Raw genomic sequence first — 22248 nt, 5'->3', positions numbered from 1 at the left:
CAACGATAACATCAGGAAACGCCATGGCCACTATCCGCACCCCCTCCACTGCCATCCTGTTAATCACACTGGCGCTGACAGGCGCTGCGCGCGCCGAGATCAACGGCGAGGCCATCCGCATCGGCGTGCTCACCGACATGAACGGCGTGTTCGCGACTGCGATGGGTCCGGGCTCGGTCGAGGCGGCGCGCATGGCGGCGGAGGAGTTCGGCGGCAAGATCAACGGCAAGCCGATCGAGATCCTGCAGGCCGATCACCAGAACAAGCCGGACCTTGCCGCCTCGCTCGCCCGCAAATGGTTCAGCGACGGCGTGCAGGCGATCGCTGATGGCGGCAGCTCCGGCGCGGCCCTCGCGGTGCAGGAACTGGTGCGCGGCAACGGCAAGATCTTCCTCGTCTCCGGCGCAGGCGCCAACCAGCTCACCGACGAGGCCTGCGCACCATCAAGCGTGCAGTGGACCCAGGACGCCTATTCCACCGCGACCGCGGTCGTCTCCGGCATCATGCAGACCAGCAAGGAGCCGTGGTTCTTCATCACTGGCGACTATGCGTTCGGCCATTCGATCGAGGCGACCGCGCGCGAGCGCATCGTCGCGCTGGGCGGCAAGGTTGCCGGCAGCGTCAAGGCGCAGCTCGGCACGCCCGATTTTTCATCCTTCCTGCTTCAGGCGCAATCCTCGGGCGCCAAGATCCTCGCGATCAACGTCGCCGGTGACAACGCCACCGCGCTCAAGCAGGCGGAGGAGTTCGGCCTTGCGGATCAAGGCATCAAGATCGTGCCGATGTCGTTCCAGAACGTCGACATCGAGGCGGTCGGCCTGAAGGCGACGCGCGGCGATCTCATCGTCACCTCGTTCTTCGAGGATGTCTCGCCGGCCGCGCGAAAGTTCTCCGATGCGTTCTATGCCCGCCGCAAGGCGATGCCCTCGCAGATCCAGGCCGGCGTCTATTCCGCCGTGCGCCACTATCTGCAGGCCGTGAAGGACACCGGCTCGGACGACAGCGCGACCGTGATGGCCAAGATGAAGGCGACCCCGGTGTCGGACGCCTATACGCCCAATGGCCGCATCCGCGAGGACCAGCGCATGGTGCACGATCTCTATCTGGTGCAGGTCAAGACGCCCCAGGAGTCCAGGGGGCCGTGGGACTTCGTCAAGCTGGTCGCGACCATTCCGCCCGAGCAGGCGTTTCGCCCGCTCGACCGCAGCAAATGCAGCCTGATTGGCAAATAGAGCATTCCCAAGCGAAGGTGGGCTCACGCCAGGTAGCGCGTGAGATAGCCTTCCATCGCATAGAGCGCGCAGAGTGCGAGGCTCGACCACACGGCGGCGCTGAAATACAGGAACATCCAGGTCAGCTCGCCCTTCCAATGCGCGATGTCGTGGGTCACTACCCACCGCGTCGCAACGTCATGCAGGCCCTCCAGGAAACCGAGGAACCTGTTGCCCTCCTCATGCCCTGCCCGCCAGCGGCTGAGATACATCGGCACGTCGACGGTGACGAGGAAGGCGAGGAAACAGGCGATGCCGACGATGCCTGACATCAGCGCCCAGCGCACCATGCCCTGGAATTCCGGCATCAGGCGGCACAGCGCGATGCCGGCGAGGAAGAAGGTCACCGCCCACAGCGAGTTCTCGATCGCGTTGTAGAGGAAATTGGTGGTGACGACGGCGTACCAGGAGAAGCACTCGGCGATGATGATAACAGGCACGATCACCAGCGCGATGTTCACCGCGGTCTCCGCCCCGGTCATCCTGCCGAGCTGATGCAGGATGATCGCCCATTGCGCGGCGAAGCAGAGCTCGGCCACGGTCGCGACCGTGCGGCCGACGAAGACGCTGGAGAGCCAGGTGTCGAACAGGCAGATGCGCTGCACGTCGGCGCGCGGCAGCACCGAGCGGAAGGCGCAGCCGAACACATAGCCGGCGCAGAGCAGGAACATCAGGCCGATATCCGCACCGCCGCCGACGCTGCTGGCCACCGTCGGATAGAACTCGCGGTACAGCATGAACCAGACGAGAATGTTCGCCGTACTGACAAGCGTCAGAGACCCCCACCACCACGCGAGGGGATTTGACCGGGCCTGCCACTGCAACATGATGAGCTCCGCTGTAGTCGAGATGACATCCAACGGTAGCAATTCTGTCACAAATCCTTCGTTCCAGGCGACAAAAATCTGCGTGACGCCGCTGTCATAATTCACCTGAGCGCTGTCACAATTGCGAACGCGCCTGCTTTTTCAGATTGATCCGGGGGGCGCCGCGTCGAGAGCGCCCCCGAATCGCAGAGGCTCTTATCTTTTCATCGCCGCCATATAGGCCGCGAGCTTGTCCAGCGTCTGGTAGCCGTATTCCACGGCGCCGAAGCCGATCATGCCATCGCGCTGCTCGGTGCTCGCGGCCAGCTGCCGCATCATCAAAACGGTCTTGCCGTTGCTCTGCTCGGCAAAGGTGATGGTGAAGCGGAACATGCCGGGATCGTCATCCTGGTCGCCGCCGTGATCCATCTCCATCAAATGCGGCCGCTCGATGCGCCGGAAGCGCATGCGGTTCGGATAGACGATGCCGTCGGGACCAATCATGTTGAAGCGCCAGACGCCGCCGACGCGGACGTCGATCTCGAAGGTCTCGATCTTGAACCCCTTCGGCCCGAACCATTGCGGCAAATGTTTCGGATCGGACCACGCCTCGAACACCAGATCGCGCGGCGCGTCGATCACGCGCGACATGACGATCTCGCGGTCCATCGACCATTGCGACAGTGCGGCGTTGGCAGCATTTGACATCGTCAGGTACCTTTCCGTTTGCTTGGCTTGTTGTTGGTCGTCTTGTTCGTTTTGGAGGGCGGCCTGGCAGCCGCCCGCTCCTTCTTCAGTTTCATCACGTAAGCCTCGAACCGGTCGAGCCGCGCCTCCCAGATCGCGCGCTGGTGCTGGAACCAGTCTTCCGCGCTGAGAAGGGCGTCCGGGCTGAGGCGGCAGGTGCGCACGCGGCCTGATTTCTCCGACTGCACGAGCCCACTCAGCTCCAGCACATGGATGTGCTTCATGAAGCTCGGCAGCGCCATATCGAACGGCTCGGCGAGCTCACCGACCGAGGCTTCGCCGGCGCACAGCCGCATCACGATCGCCCGCCGCGTCGGATCGGCGAGCGCTGCGAAAACCTGGTCGAGCTGGGATAATTGGTTAGCCATACAGCTAACTATAGAGGCGCCGCGATCCGCCGTCAATGATTGTTAGCTCCAAAGCTAAGTATCTTTTCCGGAGCGCGAATGCGGAACCCGCTACGCAATCGTGAATTGGACCAGAGACCCGCCCCGCTAGAATGGTCATGGGGCGCACCGCATCGTCAATCGGAACACGTGCCGCCTGTTGTCACCTCCCCGCATATCACGAGGCGATCCCTCGCCCGCGCAGCGCTTGTTCCCTTGGCCGCCGCGCTGGCCGGGCCGCGCCGCGCGTCGGCAGATGCCGACATGATTGCGCAGATGCGCGACATGGTCGCCGCCGACCTCGCCCCCACCGCGACGCCGGATCATCCGGGCGGCGTTGCGGCCGCGCTCTATGCCGGCCGCCATGTCGAATTCTTCACTTACGGCTTCGCCGACGACTCTACCAGGCGGCCGGTGACGCCGGACACGCTGTTCAATCTCGCCTCGTTGCGAAAGCCGTTCGAGGCGACGCTGGTGGCTTCAGGCACGCTTCGGGGCGAGCTGCGGCTCGACGATCCCGTGCCGAAATATCTGCCGGAGCTGACCGGCGACTATGTCCGCAAAGTCACCGTTGGCGAGCTGGCCACGCACACATCGGGACTGCTGCTGCCGACCGATCACCCGCCATGGCCGAACGACTCCTACTCCCAGGCGCAATTCATCGACATGCTCAACGCCTTCGTGCCGCCCGCGGGCGTCGCGCCGGGCAGGCAGCGCATCTACAGCCATGCCGGCTACGTGCTGCTTCAGCTCGCGCTCGAGCGCTGCTATCGCACGCCGATCGCAAAGCTGATCGAGAGCCGCATCCTCGTCCCGCTCGGCATGCACGCCACCTTCGTTCCCGAACGCGGACCTGACAACCGCGCGGTGATGGACGCCGCCACGCTGCGGCGCGTCGCGCAAGGATATTCCGACCAGGGTAGCGCCATCGGCCCTGTCGGCAACCAGCAGAGCTATTTCGACTTCCCCGGCACCGGCCAGATGTTCTCGTCCGCGCGAGATCTTGCCACGTTCGTGGCGGCCTGCGTCGACGGCCACGCGATCGACCCACATTTGCGCGAGGCGCTGCGGCTGACGCAGCGGGAGAGCTTTCATACCGACCAGACGTTCGGACAAGCCACATTTGGACAAGCAATGGCTTGGGAGACCGTGCATCTCGATGGCCTCACTGTCGTCGACAAGCCGGGCGGCCTCAACAACGCCTCCGGCTATATCGGCCTGGTTCCCGCACGGAGGATCGGCATCGTGCTGCTCGCCAATCGCGGCGAATATCCGCACGAGATCGCCCGTTACAAGATCTTGCCCGCGCTGGCGCACCTGCTGATTGCACATGGTTGAGCAAAACGGAAAGCCCAGCCAAGCCCGTCACGCGTAGCTGTCGCGTGATGCAGGCTCGCGTCACACCAAGACAACTGGGCGCAATCGGTCTCTGAGTCGGCAGTCGGCCCTTGCAACCGGCGCGCGAAATCGGCGCTGCGATCGCCCAACCATCAGAAACCGAATGGGGCAGCGGCGCTTGCCTAATGCGTGTGAGCCCTTGAGCTTGACACGCCATCTCGTCCACCTACACTCCAGCCATTGCTGCGATAAATTGTTGAGACATGGAGCTAAGGCCATGGCCTCCGATTTTTTCCTGAAGTTCGACAATTTCGACCAATTCCTCGCGCACAAGCTCGATCACGACTTCCTCAAATTCGGACATGATTTCGATCGCGTCGGCGACGCGCTCACCGATCTGTTCTCCGATGCATTGAAGTTCGACGAGCACAAGGTCGCCCACGACTTCAAGTACGATGCCGAACACGCCGGTTTCGACTTCATCAAGCTCGGCTTCGACACGCTGAAGCTCGACGATGTCCTGCACAAATTCGACGACGTCATCCTGAAATTCGCCGATCAGACGCCAGGCATCGGCAACCTCGCCGAAACCACCGGCGATGGCGGCGCGCCGAGGCTGTCCGACGACTTCATCAAGCTCGACACGGATTTCCAGGCCGCGGGCTTCGAAGCGATCAAGCTCGGGCTTGACACGATCAAGCTCCACCTTTCAGGCGAAGGCGCCAATGAGTCCTTCATCAAATGGGCCGGCGATCTCTCCGATTTCAGCAACGGCCTGCAGAAGGTCGGCGACGACTTCCACAAGGTCGGCGAGGATTTCCTCAAGCTCGGCGATTTCAAGGGCTCCGAGGCGATTGACCAGGCCTTCATCAAGCTCGGCGGCGGCGCGCTGAAGGTCAGCGACGATCTGCACAAGGTCAGCGACGACTTCCTCAAGATCGCCACCGACATCAAGGGATCGCAGGACAATTTCGGCACGCTGAAGATCGATCAGATCGCGCTGAAGTTCGGCGAGGATTTTCACAAGCTCGATGCGGATCTGCACAAGCTCAACATCGATGTCGGCGCGCTCGGCGACGACTACATCAAGCTTGCCGGCGCGTTGACCGGTCATGGCGGCAACCAGGGCGGCGGCACGACAACGACATCGGGCGACAGCGATACGCTGCATCAGCTGCTGCAGCACAGTCACGATTTTTCGCTGCTGTAGCTAGCCGATCCCGAGCCGCGCGAGCAGCGGCACGACGTGCTCGTCGATCGTCGCAATCCTGGCGGCGATCTGCGCGCGCACCTCATCCGCGGAAAGTTTTCGGCCGTTCGTCTCGAAGCTCTCATTCGCCGTGGCAAGGTTTGCCAGCAGCGCGGCCGGATCGGCGATGCCCTTGCGCCTCGCCTGCATGTAGAGCTGCGTGAGCGGATCGACCCTGACCCCGCCGCCGGTGATGGGCGAAGCGAGGTAACGCAGCTCCGTCGTCTCCTTGGCACGCGCCATCACCGCCGCGTTGAACGCCTGCGTGGATTTTTGCCTGGTAGTCTCTTCCTCCGGCGGCAGCGCCGGCGCGAGGTGCCCCTGCCCGACCAGCACCTTGACGGCATCGGTGAGCGAAACCCAGCCCAGACTGGTCTCCGGCAGACGCTCGATCACCTCGCGCAGGCGGAGCGGCCCTGCGGCGAATGCGTCGATCACGCCCTGGTAGATCTCGCTGCGCAGCTGGAAGCGGCCAAGTGGGGTGTCGAAGCTGAGCTCGATGTCGTCGCGCGGGCTCGTCAGCACGAAGCGCGTCGCCAGCCAGCGTTCCCGCGCTGCCATCGGCGCCATCGGCGTGAAACCCTTGGCGAAGACGTCGCGGCGAAACTGGCGACCGATGATCATGTCGCGCGTGGTCTCGACGATGAGGGGATCGGCGAGATCGGCCAGCAGTGCCTGCTGCGCCTCCGTGAAGTTGACGCGGTCGACGTGGTCGGTGAGATGGGCCGAGCCCAGATAGCTGAGCTTGGCTGTGGCAAGCTCCTGGGCGAGATCGGCGAAGCTGAACGCCTGCCAGTCCCGCGTCAGCAGCTCGTGCGCGAGATAGGACGCGGGAAGCTTGCGCAGCCGCTCGAGCTGCACCGCGGCCTGCGGGTACATGCGATAGAAATGCGCGCCTGCCTCCTTCAGGCGGTCGGCGAGCGCCAGCGCCTGATCCAGTGCGCGCTTCGACGAGGCCTGCGGCTGGGCGCTCTGCAACTGCACCATCAGCCGCCGCAATGGTGCCATTCCCGCCCAGCCCGGCATCGCGTCGTATGAGACGTAGACGAGACCGCCGGGCTTCAGCCGCCGCCGGATCAGTGCGACGATCGCCTTGCGATGATCGGCGCCGATCCAGCTATAGACGCCGTGGAGCGCGATGATGTCGAACTCCGGCACCGAGGCGTCGTCGGCGAGCTCGGCAAAATCGGCCTCGTGAAAGGCGATGTTGTTCAGCCCCGCAGCCTCGGCCAACGACCGCGCGCCTGCGATATGGGTCGGGTTGAAATCAGCCGCAAACACCTTCGCGTTGGGATTGGCGGCTGCCACGATGGTGGCGGTCAGCCCTTGCCCGCAGCCGAGATCGCAGTAATGAAGCGGCTCGCCGCGTCCCCCGGTCGCCGCCACGCCCCTGGCGAGCGCGGCGAAGCTGAGCATGGCCGGCACCTGCACGCGGCAGAAATCGTGCACATAGGCCGTGTCGACGACGTATCCGGATCCCCAATCGGCCATGCGACCCTCGCGAGGACATCCAACGCTTCAGGCACAGGCTCGCACAAGTCGGCAATTGGCTCAAGCGAGGCGCACCCCTTAAACCAAACGCTTCAGACCGAGCGCGTCAGGCCGCCGTCGACGCGGAGGTTCTGCCCGGTGATGTAGGCGGCGCCGTCGGAGGCGAGGAAGGAGATCGTCGCTGCGATCTCCTCGACCTTGCCGTAGCGCTTCAGCGGCACGCTGTCGCGGCGCGCCTCCGTCTGCGGCAGGCTGTCGATCCAGCCCGGCAGCACGTTGTTCATGCGGATGTTGTCGGCCGCATGGGTATCGGTGAAGATCTTGGTGAAGGCGGCAAGCCCGGCGCGGAACACCGCGGAAGTCGGAAACATCGCGCTCGGCTCGAACGCCCATGCAGTCGAGATGTTGATGATGGCGCCGCCCTTCTGCGCCTGCATCACCGGCGTCACCAGCCTGACGGGACGGATCACGTTGAGCAGATAGGTGTCGAGGCCGAGATGCCACTGCTCGTCGGTAATCTCCGTGATCGCCGCGCGCGGGCCGTGGCCGGCGCTGTTGACGAGCACGTCGATGCGTCCCCACTGCGAAAGCGCGCCGTCAACGAGGCGCTTCAGATCGTCATTGGACTTGTTCGAGCCTGTGACGCCGAAGCCGCCGAGCTCGGCCGCGAGCGCCTCGCCCTTGCCGGAGGACGACAGGATCGCGACGCGAAAGCCATCGGCCGCGAGCCGCCGCGCGGCTCCTGCTCCCATGCCGCTGCCGCCCGCGGTGACGAGTGCGACCTTCTCTGCTGCCATGACCAGATGTCCCTGTGATAGGTTGAGGCGAGGACAAGGTTCTCACTGCAGCCCTGCCGTCAGGCCTTCTACAGCCAGACCTGCCCGCAAACCAAGTCCCCCGCGAGGCACCGCGACATGAGCGATTTGCAGATCCGCAATTTGCGGCCCGATGAGATCTCGATCGCGATCGACTGGGCCGCGACGGAGGGCTGGAATCCCGGCCTGCGAGATGCCGCCTGCTTTGCGATTCCGGACGCGAAAGGTTTCTTCATCGGCGAGATCCAGGGCGAGCCGGTCGCGTCAGTCTCGTGCGTCAATTACAACGAGCGCTTTGCCTTCCTCGGCTTCTATATAGTGCGCGCGGACTTTCGCGGCAAAGGCCACGGCCTGCGCATCTGGAAGGCCGCGATCGCGCATGCGGGCGCGCGCGTGATCGGGCTCGACGGCGTCGTGGCGCAGCAGGAGAACTACAGGAAGTCGGGCTTCCAGCTCGCTCACGCCAATATTCGCTACAGTGGCCTCGTTGCCGCGCCACCGAAGCCGCCCGCCGAAGTTGTCGCGCTCGGCGCAATCCCATTTGCGCTTGTGGAGGCCGACGACGCCACCGTCTTTCCCGCCTCACGCTCGGCCTTCTTGCGCGCCTGGATCAACTCCCCCGGTCATGTCGGTTGCGCACTGCTGCGCGACGGCACGCTTGCCGCGTGGGGCGTGATCCGCCCATGCCGGACCGGCCGGAAGATCGGCCCGTTGGTAGCCGATGACCGCGCCGCGGCGGAGGCCGTGCTGCAGGCTTTGTTGGCGAGCTCCGGAAGCAACGAGATTGTGCTCGACATCCCGGCGCTGAATCGCGATGCTATCGCGCTTGCGGAATCCGTCGGGCTGAAGCCGACATTCGAAACGGCGCGAATGTACACTGGACCGATCCGGTCACTGCGGCTCGACCGCGTGTTCGGCGTAACCAGCTTTGAACTCGGCTAATAGCGATTTTCAATTCGACTTTGAATTCGGCCTGCGCCGGCCTGGAGTCTGTAATCTATTTCACATGCGCGCTGCGACGCAGCGTGTATTGATGTTCGATCCGCCGAATTTTGCCGACCGGCTCGACCATCAATTTTGACCATCGATATTTTCATTCGAGGATTGCATGACCGAAGCCAGAACCAGAACCAGGGTCCGCCCGTCCCAGCACGCGGCCGATGATACGCAGCGCCTCGGAATCGCGGCGGCGTTGGTGCTTGCCGTCGTGGCGGCGCTCGGGCTGCACACGCTCGTCTCGGCGCCCGCGATGCGGGAGGCCGCCGAGGCGGAGCTCGCGCGCGTCATTGCCGACGAGGATCGGGATGTCTGCGGTCAGTTCGGACTGCGCCCTGGGACATCAGCGTTTGTGGCTTGCAGCCGCGAGCTTGCGAATGTCAGGCGGAAACAGACCGACCGCGACCAGGCGGCCGCGGCAGGCGTTCTGTAGTCGGCTGCGCCTTGTGCTGCACGCTGCTCAGTAGCAGCGCGTGATGTTGACGGTGTGGTCGCCACCACCGCGGCCCGGCACCGTCACCTGCTCCGTCGGACAGCTCGACACATAGGGCCGATCGGACGGCACGACATTCGGCGGGAAGCGATGCGCCCAGTCCCAGGGAACGTCGTAGGTGTAGGTATAGCGAACGTCGTTGGTGACAGGCTGACCGGCATCGGCGAAAGGCTCGCTGTAGCTCGCGCCGTCATAGAAGAATCCACCGCCACCGGGCCAATAGACCCAGGGATTGTTGAAGCGATTGCTGCGGCCGCGGAACCGGGCCCCCGGCGCGATCGGCGGGCGTGCCGCAGCCGGCGGCGCAGCGGCGGTCACCATGCCATGAGGAGCGACGCCACCCGGTCGCGCAAAACTGTTGCTGGAGCCGAGGAGCAGCGCGGCTGCGCCGAGCGAGGCGAGCAACGCCCCAAATGATCTGGACATCATGATACGCACCAACTCGTTTGGCTTCGCGAATAGCGGCTCCCCACCGCACGCTAGGCCGCCCTGTCGCCCAGCCGCAAACGTATAATTAATTGTTGGTTAAGGCACGGGATTAATGAAAAATCGCGTGCGGCCAATCGCCCGAAATCCTCTCATGGTATCAAGTGCTTGGTTCCCCGGCCCGGCGTTCATAACCTGTTGATCGGAGTTGATCGCGCGACGCCAAACGGGTCCGGAACGCTCCCTTATTGCGGTCGTTGGCCCCCGACAAGAAGCAAGGAGCATCTCACATGCAGAACACGTCAAAACTGCTTTGCCTGATCACGGCATCTCTGGTCGCGGGCAGCACCGCCGCTTCAGCACAGGGTTATGAGTGGAACGGCCGACGCGTGGGCTGGGACCGTACCGCCCCGGCCTACCAGCCGGTCCAGCCGCGCGCCTACTATCCTGATGTCGCGGGTCCGTACGGCACGTACAACGGCAGCAATCACCCGACACCGAGCTCGACGCAGGGCGATGTCGGCCCCGACGGCAACAACAACGGCACGCTGAGCGGTCGCTATCGCTGGTAAGATCCGCCTGCAAAATCTCGGACCCGCCGCGTCAGTTGCGCGGCGGGTTTTTATTTGGCGACCGCAGCCCGAGACCTTGCGTTGCCGGGCGGGCCCAGCAATCCTTCGCTGCGCTCGCACTGACACTGCTGATACAACTGACACTGCTGATACAGATGCACTCAAAATACGAGCTCGTGCCCCGAGCAGCATCCGCAATGACGAATTCGTGGATGTCGTGCCACCTCCCCGTCACTTCTGCATGCCGATGGGTTGTTGTAACAAAACCGTCATACAGCAAAACTAAACGATTGCCGGGGCCGCGGTTCGGCGGCCAAGCCGCCTCACCGCTAGGAGATTTTGATGCGCCGTTCACTGGTGTTGCTGTCCGCCGGGCTCACGGTCCTGTCGACCGGATTTGCCTCCGCCCAGAACAACACGCCCCGTAACCTGATCCTGTTCATTCCCGACGGGCTGCGCGCACTGAAGGTCACCCGCGAGACCGCGCCTGCGATGGCCGAGGTCCGCGACAAGGGCGTCAACTTCAAGAACTCGCATTCGCTGTTTCCGACCTTCACCATGGCCAACGGCTCGGCGATGTCGACCGGCCATTATCTCGGCGATACCGGCGTGTTTTCGAACACGATCTGGACCAACTACACCTCAGCTCCCGCCGGCGACACGGTGGTCCCCTTCATCGAGAACGACGCCGTGCTCGGCGACATCGACGAGCATTTCAAGGGCGACTATCTCAACGAAGAGACCGTTCTGAAGATGGCCCGCGACAAGGGCCTGAGCACGGCGGCGATCGGCAAGGTCGGCCCGACCTACCAGTTCGACCACACCGATCATCCCGAGAAGGCCGGCCTGCATTCGGTCGTGTTCGACGATGCCACCGGCGGCAAGAACGGCGTGGCGCTGTCGGACGAGGTCAAGGACGCCCTGACCAAGGCTGGCCTTCCCCTCACCGCCCCCTCGCGCGGCGACAACGCAAAGGCGGGCGACGCCAAAACGCCCGGCACCACGGTCGCCAACGTCGCGCAGCAGGCCTATTTCGCCGACGTCGCCACCAAGGTGGTGCTGCCGATGTTCAAGGCGCGCAACAAGCCGTTCGTGCTGGTGTTCTGGTCGCGAGATCCTGACGGCACCCAGCACAACCAGGGCGACAGCCTCAACCAGATCATGCCCGGCATCAACGGCCCGAGCACGATGGCGAGCATCAAGAACGTCGACAACAACCTCGCCCAGATCCGCAAGGCGCTGGACGAGCTTGGGCTCGCTGCCAACACCAACATCATGATCCAGGCCGACCACGGCTTCTCGACCATCTCCAAGGAGAGCAAGACCAGCCCCTCGGCCAAGGCCAGCTATGACGACACGCCGAAGGACTTCCTGCCGATGGGCTTCGTCGCCCTCGACCTCGCCAAGGCGCTCGATCTGCCGCTGTTCGACCCCAACGACAAGAATGCCGCCGTCACCGGTAACGCCCATCCGAAAGCCGGCAACGGCGTGCTCGGCAAGGATCCGACCAAGCCCGACCTCGTCGTCGCCACCAATGGCGGCTCGGACCTGATCTATCTGCCGAACAAGGACAAGAAGCTGGCCGCCAAGACCATCAGCGCCCTGCTGGAGCAGGACTACGTCTCCGGCCTGTTCGTCGACGACCAGCTCGGCCGCTTCCCCGGCACCCTGCCGCTGTCGAGCATCAATCTGCGCGGCAAGGCGGCGACGCCGACGCCGGCGATCGTGGTCAACTTCCGCTCCTATGCCAGCGAGTGTGGCGAGGCACCGACCAATTGCTCGGTGCAAGTGGCCGACACCGTGCTGCGCCAGGGCCAGGGCATGCACGGCAGCTTCAGCCGCGGCGACACCTACAACTTCATGGCCGCGATCGGTCCGGACTTCAAAGCCGGCTATGTCGACGAGCTGCCGGTCAGCAACGCCGACGTCGGCATGACCGCGGCCCAGCTGCTCGGCCTGCGCGGTTCGCAGAATGGCGGTCTCGTCGGCCGGGTGATGTCCGAGGCCCTGCCCAATGGCATCGTGCCGAAGGCGTTCAAGGCCGTTGAGAAGTCGAAGAAGAAGTCCGAGAACGGGCTCGAGACCGTTCTCAGCGTCCAGCGCGTCGGCAGCCAGCGCTATTTCGACGCTGCCGGCTTCCCGGGCCGCACGCTGGGCCTGGAGCCGGAGACGGGCAAACAAAAAACGGCGGGGAAATAACCCCGCCGCTTGCTCTCGCGCCTCGCAAGGGGCGCGGGAATGTCTTGGTCCTCAGCTGACCAGATCTTTTACATGCCGATGTCGAAGACATTAGGCAATTGGCCCGCCAGGGGCAGCGCGGTGGCGCCGAGGAAAGTCGCCACCATCGCCATCAGGCGACGGTTGTTCTGACGCTTGCCGCGCATCTGGCCGGCAATCCACTCCAGCATCTCGCTCTTGACCTTGGAGGCATAGGACGGCGCCCAGCTCTCGATGTCGGTGTCCTGCGCCAGTGCGACGCTGCGCGGCGGCACCTTCAGGCCGGAGGCGCTCGCGGCGTAATGAGCGACCGCCTTGGCCAGCAAATCGTCGAAGCGGCCGCCGTCGGCACGCTCGGTCGCGGCCTCGTTGATCTCGAACAGCGCCTCGGCTTCGGCGCGGCTGACCGGCTCGTCGTTTACGGCCGTGGCGGTCAGGATGCGGAGGCACCAGGCGGCGTCATCGGCATCGATGGAACGGGAAAAGTGCACCCGGCCCTTGGTGGTCGGGCCTTCGCCCGTGATCACGCCGTCGCGCACGATGGTGAGGGCATGGGCCGCGGTGTGGCGGCAAGACGGTTCGAGGGACGAGGACTCGGTGGACTTTTCAGCGGACTTGGGCAGCGCGGCAGACATAGTTCACTTCCAGATTTCTTCTGATCGACCAGCATTTTCATGCGGGCGTAAAGGGGTGGTTAACGATTCGATATGGGGATCGCGACTTTTCTCAATGGTTGCCGATTAGTCGCCATGAGGACCGTTTCGGTTCCAGAGAGCGCCGGGCGGGCGTGATGCGGGTCATAAAAGGCTTTATCGGGGCAAGCGAGCCCGTGAAGCCCCGGTGGAGATGTTTCGCCGCAGGCGCCCGCGTAACAAAAATGTGCTGAGAAATCAGCCCTTCAGAGGAGGAATTAACATTTTACTTGAAGCAGTTCAGCGGACGTTCACTTAAGCCCAGGAAGACCCTATACTGAATTCGACGGCCAGAGACTAATTCCCAAGTAAATTCAATGCGATGAGGTCAAAACATGACACTCCCGATTGGCGCTACCGCCCCCGACTTCGAAGCCGAGACCACCGAAGGGAAAATCAAGTTCCACGATTGGATTGGCAACAGCTGGGCCCTGCTGTTTTCCCACCCCAAGGACTTCACGCCGGTTTGCACGACCGAGCTCGGCGCGCTCGCCAAGCTGAAGCCGGAATTCGACAAGCGCGGCGTCAAGCTGATCGGCCTCTCGGTCGACCCGATCGACCGCCATGCCAAATGGGCCGAGGACATCAAGGAGACGCAGGGCGCCGCGCCGAACTATCCGTTGATCGGCGACACCGATTTCAACGTCTCGAAGCTCTACGAGATGCTGCCGGCCTCGACCTCGGGCGATCCCCTCACCCGCACGCCGGCCGATAACCAGACCGTCCGCAACGTCTTCATCATCGGACCGGACAAGAAGATCAAGCTGGTGCTGGTCTATCCAATGACCACGGGCAGGAACTTCCAGGAAATCCTGCGCGTGATCGACTCGCTCCAGCTCACCGCCAAGCATCGCGTCGCCACCCCGGCCGACTGGTCCCAGGGCGACGACGTGATCATCGCCGGCTCGGTGTCCAACGACGAAGCCAAGACGATCTATCCGCAAGGCTGGAAGGAACCGAAGCCCTACATTCGGATCGTGCCGCAGCCGAAATAGGGCTTAAACGGTCAGACGATTGGCCACGAGAAGTCCCGCGGTCGACGAGACCGCGGAGACCGCCGCGCCCCACGCGATGTCGAGAAGGACGACGGGCCAGGTCCAATGCCTGAGCAATGACAATGCGGTCAGCTCGAAGGTCGCATAACAAAACAGTCCGAACAGCGCGCCGTAAAACAGCGTCGATTGCCAAGTCGCGACCGGCGACCCGCTGACGAAGACAAGCAAGCCGACCACGTAAATCAGATAGAACAGCACGGCGGGCACCGGCCTGATGTCGCCGAGCATGTCTCCGACTTGGGCCATAAAAAACCCCTTGGCCAGAAAGCCGAGGAACATAAAATCCAGGCCTGTCAGAATGACGAGGGTCGCAACGTACAGTACGGCGATTCGATTCACTGGTGGCCTCCCTGTTCCGCAGCCCGGCGGCCAGTCACTTACCCCACCATCTACGGCAGGCAAGGTACCCGGTTTCACGCGCTGACAACGCGGCCTCGCCGCCGGCGAATGAAACTTCACCTGGACATGGCGTAGCTATGAAGTGCGCCAACAGGGCCTGTAGCGATCATGTTTCCCCCGCCCGTCATCGTCTGGTTTCGCGACGACCTCCGCCTGTCCGATCACCCCGCTCTGCACGCCGCCGCGACATCCGGCGCCCCGGTGGTCTGCCTCTACGTGCTCGACGAGGCGGCCGGACGTGCATTGGGCGGCGCGGCGCGCTGGTGGCTGGCCCAGTCGCTACGCGCGCTTGGCATCGACCTCGCCGGGCGCGGCGGATCGCTTGTCCTGCGCAAGGGCCCGGCAGCCAGGGTGATCCCCGAGGTGGCGCGGGAGAGCGGCGCCGGTGCGGTCTACTGGAACATGATCGCTCAAGCCCCGCATCAGGCCGTCGAGACACAGCTCGAAGCAGCGCTGGCAAAACTTGGCGTGGACTCGCAAGGCTTTCCCGGCGATTTGCTCGCCCCGCCCTCCGCGATCCGCAACAAGGAAGGCCGCGGCTTGCGCGTGTTCACGCCGTTCTGGCGGCGGGTGCTTGCGCTCGGCGATCCACCAAAGCCGCTACCCGCCCCGAAACAGCTTCGACCCGCGCCGAACTTATTCAGCGACAGACTGGAGAATTGGGCGCTCGAGCCAAGCAAGCCCGACTGGGCCGGCGGCCTGCGTGAGACCTGGACGCCGGGTGAAGCCTCCGCCTGCGCACGCCTGCGCGACTTCCTCAAGCACACCGTGCACGGCTATGCCGGCGACCGCGACCGTCCCGATCGCGCTGGCACCTCAGGCCTCTCGCCGCATTTGCGGTTCGGCGAGCTCAGCCCGCGCCAAGTCTTTCACGCCGCACGTTTCGCTGCAGCCGAGAATCCGGCGATCGGCACCGGCGTCGACAAGTTCCTGAGCGAACTCGGCTGGCGCGAGTTCTGCCGTCATCTGCTCCATGACCACCCAGAGCTCGCCACCGAGAACCTGCAAACCAGCTTCGACGACTTCCCCTGGAAGAGCGACAAGAACGCGCTTGCCGCCTGGCAGCGCGGCCGCACCGGCTATCCGATCGTCGATGCTGGTTTGCGCGAGCTCTGGCACACCGGCGTGATGCATAACCGGGTGCGAATGGTGGTCGCCTCATTTCTGGTCAAGCACCTCCTGATCGACTGGCGCGATGGTGAAGCCTGGTTCTGGGACACGTTGGTCGACGCCGATGCCGGCAGCAATCCGGCCAACTGGCAATGGGTCGCGGGCTGCGGCGCCGACGCCGCACCCTACTTTCGCGTCTTCAACCCGGTGCTTCAAGGGGAGAAGTTCGACCCTGATGGAGCCTATGTCCGGCGCTGGGTGCCCGAGCTGAAAGAGCTGCCGGCCAAGCTGATCCACCAGCCGTGGCAAGCGACGCCGCTCGATCTGGCGAGCGCCGGCCTCACGCTCGGCAAGACCTATCCGCATCCGATGGTCGATCATGCCAAGGGACGCGAGCGCGCCCTCGCCGCTTACGCAAAGCTCCGCAAAAGTTGAGCGTTGCTTTGACACAATTATGAAACCCGCTATCGTCATCGCTCCATGCAAACCGTGGGGGACGCGATATGGACGACGATAAGCCGATCACCGAGCAGGCGATGGAGACGATCACCACCGCCGTAGACGCGACCAAGGATGCCGCCATCACCGCCGTGAAGAAAGTAAAGAAGGCCGCCAAGCGGGTCGCGAAGAAGGTCTCGCCGAAGAAGGCAAAGAAGGCTTCCAAGAAGAAAGCAGCGAAGAAGGCGCCGAAGAAAACAGCCAAGAAATCCACGAAGAAGGCAGCCAAGAAAACCGCGAGCAAGAAAGCGGCGAAGAAGGCTGCCAAGTCGAAAAAGAAGGCCAAAAAGGCCAAGCGCTGAACGCAGCTCGAAAACAGTCTCCGGGTATGGGCGTGCCCGGAGGCTTGTCTCCCTACCCGCGCCGCTTCGCAGCGCGCCGACCCGGATGGTGCTGTCCGTTCGGATCGCGAAATTCGCTGCGATGGCCGCGCCGATCCTCGGCGTTGAAGCGCCGCCGCTTCGCCGGTGAACCGAACGCCTTGATCACCTTCCTGCCGTTGACCTTCTTGATGACGTAGCCACCCTCGGTCATCGAGAACGGCGCCTTCAGCGTTCCCTTGTGGTCGAACCTGGCGCCGCGCGGATGCTTGAATGGCTCGAACCAGGACGGGTAGACGAAGTTCGACATCGGCAGGCCATCGACGTCGAAAGAGTCTTCCTCCACCGCGTCGCAGACCTCGTAGGCGTATTGGGTGTTCGGATTCTTGTCCGCCCAGAGATTGGCCATGGGGTCGAGCACCATCTCGAACAGCTCGTGCGAAGCCGCCACGCTGATCGGCTCCTCCCCAAGCGCCTTGACGAAGATCTTCGAAATCGGCTGGCCGCGATGGGTCAGCTCGTGGCGCCCGAGCATGTTCTTGTGCAAGGCATCATCGAAATAGACGAGCTGCCAATCGGTACGCTTCGGTTTGCGCGTGACATAGAGTTCGACCGGATAGCCCCACACCGGCAGGAAATGCTTGTCGTAGCACTTCTGCAGCGCTTTGGTGAGCCGGCTCATCTCACGGTCGTTAATCGACTCCCGCGCGTAGTTGATGCAGGCAATCCGGACCGGCTTCAGGGACCTGCCGAGCAGTGCGCGCTTCGCCTTCTTCATGGAAATCACCGCGTGAAAGGGCAGCCGAAATCCCCGCCAGCGTAACACGAAGACCGCCGCACGTCAGGGATGTATTCCGGCAAGCCCGTCACGCGCCGAAGCGCCGGTTGACCACAAACACAGCGGCTGCGCACATCGCCATGCCAGCGATCGCCAGCGTGTCGAGCTTTTCCGAAAACAGCAGATAGGCCATCAGCGCCGTCACCGCGGGCACCAGATAGAACAGGCTCGCCACCGACGTCGCCGCGGCGTGGCGGATCAGCCAGTACAGCAGCCCGATCGATCCGATCGAGAGCGCCACGGCAAGCCAGGCCAGCGCAAGCACGAACTCCCGCGTCCAGTGCACGACCCGGTCCTCAAACAGGAAGGCGCCGACCGCGAAGAAGATCGTGACCGCCACATATTGCACGAGATTGCCGGCGCGCCAGTCGATGTGGTTGCAGTAGCGCCGCTGGTAGAGCGTGCCGAGCGTGATGCTGATCAGCGCGACCACTGAGGCGAGCCAGCCGAGCCCGGCCTCCCCGGTCATGGGACGATTGTGCAGGATCAGCGCCACGCCGCCGAGCCCGAGCAGCAGGCCGCCCCATTGCACCGGCGTCACCTTCTCGCCGAGCCAACGGTTGGCAATGGTCGAGGTCAGGATCGGCTGTAAGCCTGGAATCAGCGCGGACAGGCCCGCCGGAATCGAATGCGCGATCGCAATCGCGGTACCGCCGAGATAGAAACCATGGACGAGAATGCCTGCAATCGCGCTATGCGCAATGCCGGTGCGATCGGGCCATTTCGGGCGGGCGACGGCCACGATGACCGCCATCAGGCCGACCACCAACGCCATGCGGATGGCGAGATAGGTCAAGGGATCGGCGTCGTTGACGACGTATTTGGTGCCGATGAAGCCCGTGCTCCAGAGCAGCACAAACAGGATTGGTGCTGCGCGGGCGGCGAGCCTGTCTTGATTATGATTCATTGCCGCCCTCATTGCCCGAGCGGGCGCTGTGCGGCAATGCGAATTTCCGATGCTGCGCTGCGGCGCGAGCAGCAGTTCAGATCAACCGATCACCATTCTTCCGGACAGGGATCGATGATCTTCCAGAGCTCGACCCCGTTCTTGATCTTCTTCATGTCGGTGGTGAGCCCGCCATTGCGACGGATCCAGTCCTTCACCGTGTCGGGATAATAGGACATCAGATCCGACGTCCCCTCCGCGCTGGTGACCTTGATGCCGAAAGTGAAGGCCTTGTCGTAATAGGCCTGATGGAAGCCGAGGCTCGCCTTTGGCGTCACGCAGATCTTGTTCATCGGCACGATGCCGAGCACCAGCGTGCAGGCCGAGTTGCAGATGCCGTCGATGATGACCCGCTCGCCCTTGTCGCGGACGCGCTTGTACTTGGCCTTGTACTCCTCGACATAGCCGCCGTGGTCACGGGTGATGTGCAGTTCGGCCCGCGCGGGCGCGGCGGTGAGGGAGAGCAACAACAGGCTGAGGAGCGTGATGCGCATGACAGCGTGACGGCAAAACCTTGCGGGAACGAACCGGCCTCGAAGAGCCCCCAAGGAACTCCCCAAGCGACTGGCTGGGAATCTTTGACCGGATTCTCTTTGGCCATACTTGTGTGGGGAATTCGTTAAGCATCCCGAAAAGGCCAAAAATGGGCAGGCTTCGGCCCCAATTCCGGCAATTCTGTCACACCCATCAGGGAATCTGCGGAACTAGCCCCGATTTCAGGGCGCCTGATGGATGCCCCGGCGCCCCGAAATCGCTATAGAAGGCTGACCTATTTGCGCGGGTTCCGGAGAATCGAGATGAGCAAGTTGACGCTTGTAGCCGCGATTGCTGCCCTGTCGGCCGCAATCCTAGCCCCTGGCCTGGCGGAGGCGCGGGTCCATCACCGGTACCATCGCTACCACCCCAATCCGCTGCCCTATCCGATCAGCTATCTGCACAATTACGGCCCGGGTATCACCCCCGGCACCTTCGCCTTCTACGACGGCCCCTCGACCAACCACTGCTACCAGAGCGCAGCCGCCTATGTCGGCCAAGACGGTCGCCGGCACCCCTGCTACTGACGGGCGCGGCGGGGTCCTTCCTACCCGGCCCCCGACAGCAGTACCTGCTTTTCGATCTCGTAGACCGGCAGCTTGACGAGGTCCTTGCCGACTTCGCCTCGCAGCGCCCTGCGCACCGCGTCCGAATAGTCGCTCCGGATCATGCCAAGCGCACGCGGTGAAGCCACCATGGTCAAGGCTGAGGTCTCCCCGGCGCTAAGCGCGGAATCGAGCCGTTCGGCGAGGCTCCTCAGGAAAGTGCGCTCGGCCTCATCGTGCCAGTCGGTCTGCTCCGCCGAGCTGCGGGCGCCGCCGACCGCCGCATGCAGCCGGCCCGGCGCATCAGTCCCTTGCGCCGATGTCGACGGATTGGTCTGCTCGCGAACCTCCTTGGTGTGAAGATTCGGAAACATCTCGTCGCCGAGATTTTCCAGGATGAGCGCCTTGCGCCCATCGCACACGACGAGCCAGTCGCCCTTGTCGATCCTCATCTTGTTCATTGCACTGCTCCAAACAATTGGCCGTCTTGCTCGACTAAGGCGGGCGGCCGATCCGAATGCGTTTCGAATCCTCGAAAGACGCCCCACACGACGAAACTAAGGAGGAAGCCGGACGTGCGAATTGCGCAGGATCAAGGATGAGGGATCGAGGATGGAGGGCAGACGCTATGCCTTGGCGATCGCGACCCAGCTGGGGTAACTTGACGAGGCTTGATCAGAGGTACGGCTGACCGGCTGAAGGTTTGTTCATCAGTATTACATTTCGGTTCTGCCACAATTTGATCAGAACAACTTCGATATCCTGTATTGCGTAAGCGGAGGAAGACATCATGAAGCTCAAGATCGGCGTTGTCGCCGCGTCCCTGTTCGGTGCTCTCGCGGCATCGTCGACGGCGTCGGCCATGCCAGTTGCTGCGGCACCGCAGGTCTCCAATGTCGAGCAGGTCCGGATGGTCTGCAACGCCTGGGGACGCTGCTGGTGGCAGCCGAACGTCTATTACGGCTACGGCTACGGGCCGGGCTACTATGGGCCGCCGCGTTATTACGGCCCGCGCTATTATGGTCCGCGCTATTATGGCTATTACGGCTATCGCCGCTGGTGAGTTTTGAAGGGGCCCTCCGGGGCCCCTTCGGTTTTGCGGAATGCACTGACCTAGATCAAAGATGAAATTTGTCGCGCACATCATTGTATGCGCTCGCCCCGCGAGGCTCCCATTCATTGATCTCGCCACCGGTCAGCCGATGAGCCGGACCGTTGACGGCGGCATCGATCGGGCCTCCCTCGTGGCATGATGTCCGCAATACTACGGCCCGGAATCCGGTTTACTGAATCGTCGTGTTTCGCCATTGATTGCCACGTACCGACGTTCATTTTATTGTCACATTGCAGTATTCGGCCAGACGCATGTTCTTCGACGTTCTTGCCCCTTCTTCGGCCCTCCAGCTGACCCGGTTTACCGACGTCGACTCGTTTCGGCCGGCTGAGTCGCTGGAAGACGCCAGGAGCATCCCCCTCGACGTTGCCAACTTCGCTGCCGCGCGAGCAATCGTGAACCTGCCGGCGTGCCGGATCATCGTCGCAAGGTCGTTTGCCCGCATCCTGGAGACCACCTACCGCGCGCCAGGCGGTATGGTGATCCTGCCGATGACCGATCATCTGCGCGCCAGTTCGAGCGGGATGGATATCGACTCGCGCTTCTTCATTGCCTTGCGCGGCAGCCACCACTGCCATTTCGTCGAGCCACAGACCAATCATCATGCGCTGATCATGTTCTCGCCGACCCTCAAGGATCGCGGCTGGTTCGATCGCGCTGACGCGCTGTGGGTTCGTATCGCGGATGCCGCCGCTCATCTCTACGTACGGCAGCTAGTGCAAGACATCCTCAGGACCGCCTCGATCGAGCCGCACATGTTCGAGACCAGGGAAGTCGCCGCGCATCTCCAGGAGGGCCTGCTGCTTGCTCTCGACGAGCTGTTTCAGATCGACCCTTTGTCCGAGCGCCGGGCACCGAGCGCAGGGGCGCGATCCGCAAAGCTCGTGCAGCAGATCGACGACTATGTCACGGCCTATCCGGCTTCTCCGATCTATACCGCGGATCTCGCCGGTGAATTCGGCGTCTCGGTCCGCACGCTCAGCGGCGCGGTGACCAAGGTGCGCGGCATGAGCCTGCATCAATATATCCGCCTGAAGCGGCTTTGGGCCACCCGCACGCAGCTACTCAGAAGTAGCGGCGCCTCGGTCGCGGCATGCGCGCGCGCCCAGGGTTTTCATCATCTCGGCGAATTTGCCGCAGCCTACCGCGCGACCTTCCACGAGGCACCGTCGGACACGCTGGCGCGGGCGCGGCAAGCTGGCGTTTCGGCAAACTGAAAATAGCGCGTAAGTGGATGGGGCGGCTGGCCCCGGCGGCTTGGCGTGAGCGGCCCGAGACATAGGTGACAAATCGTACCGGACACATGGGTTACACTTTCCGCTTTTGTTCTGCGGGAGGCGTGGATGCCGTGGAAAGCGAGTTCGGTAATGGAAGAGCGCCTGCGCTTTGT

25 protein-coding genes are annotated in these 22248 nt (G+C 63.3%); 13 read left to right on the top strand and 12 right to left on the bottom strand.

Translation table 11 applies throughout. The features are described 5' to 3' along the window. Nucleotides 1-23: 23 nt before the first annotated feature. A complete protein-coding gene (locus G8O24_RS19655) occupies nt 24-1232 on the top strand; it encodes an ABC transporter substrate-binding protein (RefSeq protein WP_188102132.1) in 1209 nt (402 codons plus the stop codon). 23 nt (nt 1233-1255) lie between these two features. Here the strand turns inward: G8O24_RS19655 and G8O24_RS19650 are convergent, their stop codons facing one another. The 3 genes from G8O24_RS19650 to G8O24_RS19640 form a co-directional block, all read right to left on the bottom strand. Continuing rightward, complete coding sequence (locus tag G8O24_RS19650) at nt 1256-2098, bottom strand: hypothetical protein (protein WP_188102130.1); 843 nt, start codon at nt 2096-2098, stop codon at nt 1256-1258. A 195-nt stretch (nt 2099-2293) separates the two neighbouring features. Further along, complete coding sequence (locus G8O24_RS19645; protein ID WP_188102128.1) at nt 2294-2785, bottom strand: SRPBCC family protein; 492 nt, start codon at nt 2783-2785, stop codon at nt 2294-2296. Nucleotides 2786-2787: 2 nt separating this feature from the next. Continuing rightward, on the bottom strand, nt 2788-3192 hold the full coding sequence (locus tag G8O24_RS19640; protein ID WP_188102126.1) for an ArsR/SmtB family transcription factor: 405 nt from the start codon (nt 3190-3192) through the stop codon (nt 2788-2790). 282 nt (nt 3193-3474) lie between these two features. On the opposite strand from G8O24_RS19640, the gene G8O24_RS19635 reads away from it, so the two are divergent. Together G8O24_RS19635 and G8O24_RS19630 are read left to right on the top strand one after the other, a co-directional pair. Continuing rightward, nucleotides 3475-4548 carry a serine hydrolase gene (locus G8O24_RS19635; RefSeq protein ID WP_188102125.1) on the top strand — a complete coding sequence of 358 codons (1074 nt, stop codon included), beginning with the start codon at nt 3475-3477 and terminating at the stop codon, nt 4546-4548. Between the two features lie 277 nt (nt 4549-4825). After that, nucleotides 4826-5758 carry a hypothetical protein gene (locus G8O24_RS19630; RefSeq protein WP_188102123.1) on the top strand — a complete coding sequence of 311 codons (933 nt, stop codon included), beginning with the start codon at nt 4826-4828 and terminating at the stop codon, nt 5756-5758. Here G8O24_RS19630 and G8O24_RS19625 read toward each other — a convergent pair whose 3' ends face one another. Together G8O24_RS19625 and G8O24_RS19620 are read right to left on the bottom strand one after the other, a co-directional pair. Next, complete coding sequence (locus G8O24_RS19625; protein WP_188102121.1) at nt 5759-7288, bottom strand: class I SAM-dependent methyltransferase; 1530 nt, start codon at nt 7286-7288, stop codon at nt 5759-5761. Nucleotides 7289-7380: 92 nt separating this feature from the next. Further along, nucleotides 7381-8085, bottom strand: a complete 705-nt coding sequence (locus tag G8O24_RS19620) for an SDR family oxidoreductase (protein WP_188102120.1) — start codon at nt 8083-8085, stop codon at nt 7381-7383. A 117-nt stretch (nt 8086-8202) separates the two neighbouring features. Between G8O24_RS19620 and G8O24_RS19615 the strand changes: the two genes are divergently transcribed. Both G8O24_RS19615 and G8O24_RS19610 read left to right on the top strand, forming a co-directional pair. After that, entirely contained in the window at nt 8203-9045 is an 843-nt protein-coding gene (locus G8O24_RS19615) for a GNAT family N-acetyltransferase (protein ID WP_188102119.1), read from the top strand. 166 nt (nt 9046-9211) lie between these two features. Next, a complete protein-coding gene (locus G8O24_RS19610; protein ID WP_188102118.1) occupies nt 9212-9532 on the top strand; it encodes a hypothetical protein in 321 nt (106 codons plus the stop codon). 27 nt (nt 9533-9559) lie between these two features. Here the strand turns inward: G8O24_RS19610 and G8O24_RS19605 are convergent, their stop codons facing one another. After that, the gene (locus G8O24_RS19605) at nt 9560-10021 is read right to left on the bottom strand and encodes a hypothetical protein (RefSeq protein WP_188102117.1); all 462 of its coding nucleotides are present in this window, start codon (nt 10019-10021) and stop codon (nt 9560-9562) included. 287 nt (nt 10022-10308) lie between these two features. On the opposite strand from G8O24_RS19605, the gene G8O24_RS19600 reads away from it, so the two are divergent. Next, a complete protein-coding gene (locus G8O24_RS19600; protein WP_188102116.1) occupies nt 10309-10590 on the top strand; it encodes a hypothetical protein in 282 nt (93 codons plus the stop codon). A gap of 342 nt (nt 10591-10932) precedes the next feature. Next, nucleotides 10933-12789, top strand: coding sequence for an alkaline phosphatase family protein (locus G8O24_RS19595; RefSeq protein ID WP_188102114.1), 1857 nt, complete (start codon nt 10933-10935; stop codon nt 12787-12789). A 68-nt stretch (nt 12790-12857) separates the two neighbouring features. Here G8O24_RS19595 and G8O24_RS19590 read toward each other — a convergent pair whose 3' ends face one another. Further along, nucleotides 12858-13442, bottom strand: coding sequence for a hypothetical protein (locus tag G8O24_RS19590; RefSeq protein ID WP_188102112.1), 585 nt, complete (start codon nt 13440-13442; stop codon nt 12858-12860). Nucleotides 13443-13834: 392 nt separating this feature from the next. Between G8O24_RS19590 and G8O24_RS19585 the strand changes: the two genes are divergently transcribed. After that, entirely contained in the window at nt 13835-14494 is a 660-nt protein-coding gene (locus tag G8O24_RS19585) for a peroxiredoxin (RefSeq protein WP_188102111.1), read from the top strand. A gap of 3 nt (nt 14495-14497) precedes the next feature. Here G8O24_RS19585 and G8O24_RS19580 read toward each other — a convergent pair whose 3' ends face one another. After that, complete coding sequence (locus G8O24_RS19580; RefSeq protein ID WP_188102109.1) at nt 14498-14893, bottom strand: DUF2177 family protein; 396 nt, start codon at nt 14891-14893, stop codon at nt 14498-14500. A gap of 168 nt (nt 14894-15061) precedes the next feature. On the opposite strand from G8O24_RS19580, the gene G8O24_RS19575 reads away from it, so the two are divergent. After that, nucleotides 15062-16498 carry a cryptochrome/photolyase family protein gene (locus tag G8O24_RS19575; RefSeq protein WP_188102107.1) on the top strand — a complete coding sequence of 479 codons (1437 nt, stop codon included), beginning with the start codon at nt 15062-15064 and terminating at the stop codon, nt 16496-16498. A gap of 68 nt (nt 16499-16566) precedes the next feature. Then, nucleotides 16567-16863 carry a histone gene (locus G8O24_RS19570; RefSeq protein WP_188102105.1) on the top strand — a complete coding sequence of 99 codons (297 nt, stop codon included), beginning with the start codon at nt 16567-16569 and terminating at the stop codon, nt 16861-16863. 52 nt (nt 16864-16915) lie between these two features. On the opposite strand, the gene G8O24_RS19565 is transcribed toward G8O24_RS19570, so the two are convergent. From G8O24_RS19565 to G8O24_RS19555, 3 genes are all read right to left on the bottom strand, one after another. Further along, nucleotides 16916-17659 carry a hypothetical protein gene (locus tag G8O24_RS19565; protein ID WP_188102103.1) on the bottom strand — a complete coding sequence of 248 codons (744 nt, stop codon included), beginning with the start codon at nt 17657-17659 and terminating at the stop codon, nt 16916-16918. Between the two features lie 88 nt (nt 17660-17747). Next, nucleotides 17748-18626: a DMT family transporter gene (locus G8O24_RS19560; RefSeq protein ID WP_188102101.1), complete on the bottom strand. Its 879-nt coding sequence runs from the start codon at nt 18624-18626 to the stop codon at nt 17748-17750. 89 nt (nt 18627-18715) lie between these two features. Continuing rightward, entirely contained in the window at nt 18716-19159 is a 444-nt protein-coding gene (locus tag G8O24_RS19555; protein WP_188102099.1) for a hypothetical protein, read from the bottom strand. A gap of 303 nt (nt 19160-19462) precedes the next feature. On the opposite strand from G8O24_RS19555, the gene G8O24_RS19550 reads away from it, so the two are divergent. Further along, the gene (locus G8O24_RS19550; RefSeq protein ID WP_188102097.1) at nt 19463-19726 is read left to right on the top strand and encodes a hypothetical protein; all 264 of its coding nucleotides are present in this window, start codon (nt 19463-19465) and stop codon (nt 19724-19726) included. 20 nt (nt 19727-19746) lie between these two features. Here G8O24_RS19550 and G8O24_RS19545 read toward each other — a convergent pair whose 3' ends face one another. Further along, nucleotides 19747-20205 (bottom strand): baeRF12 domain-containing protein, encoded by a 459-nt coding sequence (locus G8O24_RS19545; protein WP_188102095.1) that lies wholly within the window; start codon nt 20203-20205, stop codon nt 19747-19749. Nucleotides 20206-20534: 329 nt separating this feature from the next. On the opposite strand from G8O24_RS19545, the gene G8O24_RS19540 reads away from it, so the two are divergent. Both G8O24_RS19540 and G8O24_RS19535 read left to right on the top strand, forming a co-directional pair. Continuing rightward, nucleotides 20535-20807, top strand: a complete 273-nt coding sequence (locus G8O24_RS19540; RefSeq protein WP_188102093.1) for a hypothetical protein — start codon at nt 20535-20537, stop codon at nt 20805-20807. Between the two features lie 302 nt (nt 20808-21109). Beyond that, a complete protein-coding gene (locus G8O24_RS19535; protein ID WP_188102091.1) occupies nt 21110-22075 on the top strand; it encodes an AraC family transcriptional regulator in 966 nt (321 codons plus the stop codon). Nucleotides 22076-22248 lie beyond the last annotated feature (173 nt).

It is taken from the genome of Bradyrhizobium campsiandrae, from assembly GCF_014529705.1.
GTDB lineage: Bacteria > Pseudomonadota > Alphaproteobacteria > Rhizobiales > Xanthobacteraceae > Bradyrhizobium > Bradyrhizobium campsiandrae.
Note: the sequence above shows the minus strand (reverse complement) of the source record. Positions and strands in the feature narration are given on the sequence as shown.